Below are 6,144 nucleotides of genomic sequence, written 5' to 3'. Positions count from 1 at the left end.
AGTATGCTGCCGAAGTCGGCGCGACGATTCTCGAAATGGGGGGAAATGCCGTAGATGCAGCGATAGCTGTTAGTTTTGCACTTGGAGTAGTCGAACCTTACGCATCTGGTCTTGGCGGTGAAGGCTATGCTGTAATCACGATGGCCGATGGAAGCAAGTACGCTATCGATTTTAGGAGCACCGCTCCGATGGCTGCCTCTTACGAAGCTCTCTCTGAGCTCGGACTGACCCTAAGCAAAGCAAATTATACTCCAAAGGGAGCCTGTGTTCCCGGAGTTCTTGCCGGAATTAAGGAAGCCTGGCTGTTGGGAGCAACACTTCCTCTGGCGGATCTCATTCAGCCAGCAATAGACCTTGCACGAAATGGTTTCATAGTCGATGAAACATTTGCTCAGACAACTTCCGACAAATACGAACTGGTACTCGAAAACGGCTTCGATTTCTTGAACGAGGGCTTTGTCTGGGAAGTTGGATCTACATTCACAAATCCTCAGCTGGCAGAGACTCTTGAAAGGATAAAAGAAGAAGGCATCGATACATTCTACACGGGAAGTCTCGCAGATGAGATCGAAGAATTCATGATCGAGAACGGCGGTTTTATGAGGAAGTCGGATCTCGAGATGTACAGGGCTATCGTTAGAGAGCCGCTTCACGGGACTTACAGGGGATACGATTTCTATGTTCCGCACCCGCCGGTTTCCGGTCCGCAGATGATTGCGGTTCTCAACACTCTCGAAAACTACAATCTTCCCGCTATGACCTGGGACGATCCTCTGGCAGTCCATATTATTCAGCAGGCACTGGTCCTCGGAGATGTGGATAGAAGAGCTTACATAAGCGATCCGGAGTTCTACGATCTCCCTTACGAGGCCTTTATGAGCAAAGAATATGCCAAAACCAGATTCATGGCGATCGATCTGTCACAGGCTTTCGATCCAGCTTCCTACTATGACTATCAGGGAGACGCCTATCCGTTTGCAGATGGATCAACTTATGAAGAGGTTCTTCTGGGTGCCTTAGAGTCGGTGGCAGCTAACGAAAGCGGAGTGGAAGAGTCTCCATCAACGACTCACTTCTCGATTGTGGACAAAGAAGGAAATGCCGTAGCCTGGACCCAGACGATCTCAAGCTTCTTCGGTACAAGTGTTTACTTCAAAGGCTTTTTCTTCAACAATGAAATGGCCAACTTCGCTTCGTCTTACAGAGATTGGGATGTAATAAACCTTACAGGTGGAATGAGACCCAGGACGACTATCTGCCCGACAGTAATTCAGAAGGATGGAAAAGTTCGCTGGGTAATCGGCACACCTGGAGGCGGAAGAATAATCTCCACCATGGTTCAGCTCGCGGTCGATCTTATAGACTTCAACATGCCTGTCGATCAGGCGATAAGAACACCCAAATTCGTAGGATACACAACCTATAAGGATCTCAGAATTGAAGAAGGCTATCCGCAGACTACACTTGATTTCCTCGAAAAGGTTCTTGGACATAAGCTGAATGTATATTCATACCCCGATCTTTTCTTTGGCGGCCCAAATCTTATTTCTGTAGAAGAAAACGGTCTTATGATTGGAGCCGGCTCCATCAGAAGAGGCGGATCTGCTTCGGCACCGGAATTTTGATTTTATTGAAAGGATGATGTGATTTGAAAAGGTTTCTAGTTTCTTTGCTGATTATTACTTGCGTGGCGTTTGTCGGATTTGCGGTTAACGAAACTGAAGAGGGACTGATTCTCAAAGAACCGGTAGCGGTTACGTCCGCAGGGCAGTCTCCCGGCGCACTTCAATTTACTGTCGTTGCAAAGATGATTAAACTCGAATACACTTTTGAAAAGCTTCTCAGCGTTGACTCTATCGACATTTCTCAATTCAAGACCCTTGTGTTGGTTGTTGGAGCAAGCGGCAAGGGTCTCGGCGCAGCCAATATCGACATTGAGGCCGAGATTCTGAGAGTGAAGTCTCTTGCTGAAGCGGCTAAAGAAAACGGCCTCAAAGTAGTCGTCTGTAATCTTGAAGGTGAATCTAGAAGGGGTCCGTCCTCCGACAGAATAGTCACCGAACTCGCACCTTTTGCAGACGCATACTTTGTAAAATCAGACGCTGATCAGGACGGTTTCTTCACGGCTCTGAGCGAGGAGGCCGAAGTTCCTATGGCAACTTTCGAAAAGACAGTTGATCTGAAAGACGTATTGGCCAAATACTTCGGCAAATAGAAATATGAATGGAAGGGGCGCGAGCCTGCGCCCCTTATTTTTAATCGGAGGAAGACTAATGAAAATCAAAGCAATTTTCTTCATCGTTCTTTTATTTACTTCTGCTGCATTTGGAAGTTTTTTGAGGCCCGATATCCGTCCAGGTTACGGGGTAACTGATATCGGCTGGTTGTCGGATTATTTTTCTCCCATAAGAAACACAAACATGGACACCCCGGTTTATTTCATGGACAGCGGAGTGGAGGGCCCTACGTTTGTTCTCATGGGTGGTACTCATGCCAGGGAGATTTCGGGAACAACTGCAGCAATAGTTTTCATAGAAAATGTGATCGTCACGAAGGGTAAGGTGATAGTGATCCCGTTTTCAAATTTGAGCGCTGCCTCCATAAAAGATGAGACAGGGCACGCACCCCATTTCATAGCTATAGAAGGTAAATCCGGTCCTCGATTTCTTGTGTACGGAGACAGAAGAACTGATCCTTTGGATCAGGGAGTACCCGATCCAGAAATCTTCAAGCATGCACAATCCGATTTCACTCTTGAAGATGGAGCAGAGGCGAGAAATCTGAACAGGCAGTATCCGGGAGTAGCAGATGGTAATCCCACGCAGCAGCTTGCTTACGCAATTATCCAGCTGATAGACACTGAGAATGTAGACTTCAATCTAGATATGCATGAAAGCGGGACACCTGACAGTTATATAGACAGCGAGGGGAATGAACGATCCGGTAGCAGTTTGGCCTATACGCTGGTCTGTCATCCCGATGCTCTGGAAATAGGTGCAGTGGCGATCATGGAAATCGAGGCTTACTATGGAGTATCTATGAAACTCGAAGAATCGAACAGAGCTTTTAGAGGCCTAAGTCACCTTGAGATCCGTGACGCAACAGGTTCGCTTTCATTCCTTTCAGAGACTCCAAATCCCGGGCAGGATAACTGGAGAGACAAGTACGATGTTATTGATGATCCCGATTACCCATTGACTCACAGAGTCGGTCTTCAGCTTCAGATAATCAAATCCTTGTTCAGTGCATATGAAATGATGATTGGCGAAACGGTAGAGGTCGAAAACCTACCTACCTATGAAGAAGTAATGCAAAACGGAATATTCTCATTTTTGAACTGAATGACCGGGGGTGACAGCCATTTATACACCTGAAGTCTGGTATTTTTTGGTAATGCTTGCAACTTTCGTGGGTCTGGCAATAATAAAAATCCCAATATCAGTTTCATTAATGTTTTCAGCACTTGCGGGTTCAATCGCTTTCGGCGAGTTCTTTCCTCTGAGGCATCTCGTTGAAGGAGGATTCGGTTACATCGACACGATACTTGTGATTGGCTCGGCAATGATTTTCATGGAATCAATCAAGGTGTCGGGACTCCTGGACACGATTGCAGGCAACATGACGATTGCCTTTCACAAGAAACCGACTTTTCTTCTCGTGCTAATGACTTTCTTCATAATGATAGCTGGCATGATTACTGGATCATCAACAGCTACGGTTCTTACAACGGGTGCTATCGCCTTCCCGGTTCTGAAGACCCTGGGGCTTAGCAAAAGGAGAGCGGGATCGATAATCGCAATGAGCGGTATATATGGAATGATCGCCCCGCCAATAAATCTACCTGCAATGATAATCGGTCAGGGTGTCGACATGCCATATATCGGTTTCACTAACCCTCTTCTGCTGATGACATTTCCGCTGGCAATTGTCACTTCTCTGATTATTGGAGTTAGACAGGTTAAACCCGTCGATCTCCAAGAGTTCGTGAGAACAAGAGAAAGGGAGCCAATAAAGGGCTTTGCGGTGTATCTTCCGTTAATAATAATGGTGATACTCATGGTACTTGAAAACGTGAGTTGGGGCTTTTCGCTTGGTCTTCCCTTGATCTTCATGATATCGGCAATTGTTGCATCATTGACTGGAGCAAGGGGAAATCTTTTCAAGATCTCACTTTCAGCGGTTCAGAACTCTCTCGGTATACTCTCGATTCTCATTGGAGTCGGGATGTTTATTCAGATTATGACTCTGAACGGCGTGAGGGGTTTAATTGTGGGATTTCTCAACGGTCTTCCTCAAGGCGCGCTTTTGGTTGGTATTGCACTTGGCATCCCTGCTTTCGGTGCAGTGTCTTCCTATGGTTCTGCCTCAGTGCTGGGAGTTCCGTTCTTGCTTGCATTTCTCGGGAATAACGACATCGTTGTCTGTTCGGCGCTCTCCCTCCTCGCGGGGCTCGGTGACATGGTACCCCCAACTGCGCTTGCCGGGATATTTGCGGCCCATGTCGTCGGAGAGAAGAATTACTTCAAGATCTGGCTCAGTTCAATGCCTGCCTTTTTCATTACAATGATTTTCGCCACATTAACCATAATATTCTCAAACGAGGTAGGTAGGTTCGCCAACAGCTGGCTCTTCTATCCCTTCTTCATTGCTGGACTTGTAATCGTTTCTGTTGCTCTTCTCTTAGTAGACAAGAGAAAGGAGATGTCAGTAACTTGACCTACTTGTATATTGCGATAGCAGTCTATTTATCTTCTGTGCTTATTTATAACGCGTACAAGAGTGCAAAGAAGTGGGAGTGGGTCATGAGCGCAATGATACTTATCCCTCTAATCTTAAGAATATTCCTGATAAAGTGAAATCACCGGACCCGGGGAGTTTTCTTGGAGTATAATTTCTCTATTGAACTCTTCGGGAGGGATTTCAATTGGAAGTAAAACGGGACGGGCAGTTCTATAGATTCGCAGCTTACGGTTTCCTAAAGAATCTTCGCTTTTTCGACCCTTTTCTTATTCTGTTCTTCAGAGAAATGGGACTTTCCTTCCTTCAAATCGGTACTCTTGTCTCCGTGCGAGAAGTAGCGACTAACTTCCTAGAACTCCCGACTGGCATATTCGCTGATCTGTTTGGAAGAAGATTGTCCATGGTTTTTTCGATGATCTCCTATCTTTCTTCTTTTTTAGTCTTTTACTTCTTTCCGAACTTCTACGTATATATGGTTGCAATGATAGCTTTCGCCTTTGGGGAAGCCTTCCGTACCGGAACGCACAAAGCAATGATACTTGAGTACCTGAGAATCAATCATATGACCGATATTAAGGTTCACTACTATGGTGCAACGCGAGCCGCATCGCAACTAGGTTCAGCAATAAACGCCTTGATAGCTGCCTTCCTTGTATTTTACACAGGTAGCTACAAGATAGTCTTTCTCGCCTCAGTATTGCCCTACGCCGTAAACCTCGTGAATTTGATGATGTACCCCAAGGAACTTGACGGTGAACTGAAATCCGGGGAGAAAAGAGAAACATTGAAAGCCTTCCTGGGGATTTTCAGAAGTGCCAGTGCACTCAAAGGAGTTCTCAACTCGTCATTGTATGATGCTTTCTTCAAAGTCATCAAGGAGTATCTGCAGCCAATTCTAAAGGCTCTCGCCCTTGGTCTTCCGATAATGCTTGGCTTCAGCCCGGAGCAGAGAACCTCCGTAATCGTAGGAGTCGTATATTTCGTGATCTTCATCGCCACAAGCTATGCTTCTAAGAATGCCGGAAGGTTGAGCAAAAAACTGGGAAACGAGGCGAGATCGCTGAATTACTCTTATATATTCGGGGCGATATTAGTCATACTGAGCGGGTTATTTCAAATAGTATCTCTTCAAGTAATCGCAGTGATAGTATTCTTCCTGCTCTACATTCTGGAGAATTTCAGAAGACCAATCAATATAAGCTACATAAGCGATAACATAGACCACAAAACTATGGCATCAGGTCTATCTGTCGAATCTCAGTTGAAGACTCTGCTGGTGGCAATAATAGCGCCCATAGTTGGATTCCTTGCGGACAAGTTGGGAGTAGGTATGGCATTGACTGTTGCTGGAATGACGATGCTCGTACTCTTTTTTATCGTCAAACTGAATCCCCCAGAAAATAC

Annotated in this window: 5 protein-coding genes; all 5 read left to right on the top strand. The window is 45.8% G+C overall.

Annotated features, from left to right (window positions below):
- The coding region (gene ggt / locus BG32_RS00285) for a gamma-glutamyltransferase (protein WP_121526205.1) at positions 1-1,625 on the top strand (1,625 nt) is incomplete at its 5' end.
- A gap of 23 nt (positions 1,626-1,648) precedes the next feature.
- A complete protein-coding gene (locus BG32_RS00280) occupies positions 1,649-2,215 on the top strand; it encodes a DUF6305 family protein (RefSeq protein ID WP_099772996.1) in 567 nt (188 codons plus the stop codon).
- A 58-nt stretch (positions 2,216-2,273) separates the two neighbouring features.
- On the top strand, positions 2,274-3,341 hold the full coding sequence (locus BG32_RS00275) for a succinylglutamate desuccinylase/aspartoacylase family protein (protein ID WP_183084248.1): 1,068 nt from the start codon (positions 2,274-2,276) through the stop codon (positions 3,339-3,341).
- Positions 3,342-3,351: 10 nt separating this feature from the next.
- Positions 3,352-4,716 (top strand): TRAP transporter large permease subunit, encoded by a 1,365-nt coding sequence (locus BG32_RS00270; protein WP_099772998.1) that lies wholly within the window; start codon positions 3,352-3,354, stop codon positions 4,714-4,716.
- 208 nt (positions 4,717-4,924) lie between these two features.
- A partial coding sequence (locus tag BG32_RS00265; protein WP_147434759.1) for an MFS transporter occupies positions 4,925-6,144 on the top strand: 1,220 nt, incomplete at its 3' end.

Origin of the sequence: Mesotoga sp. HF07.pep.5.2.highcov (assembly GCF_003666285.1) — a bacterium.
GTDB lineage: Bacteria > Thermotogota > Thermotogae > Petrotogales > Kosmotogaceae > Mesotoga > Mesotoga prima.
Note: the sequence above shows the minus strand (reverse complement) of the source record. Positions and strands in the feature narration are given on the sequence as shown.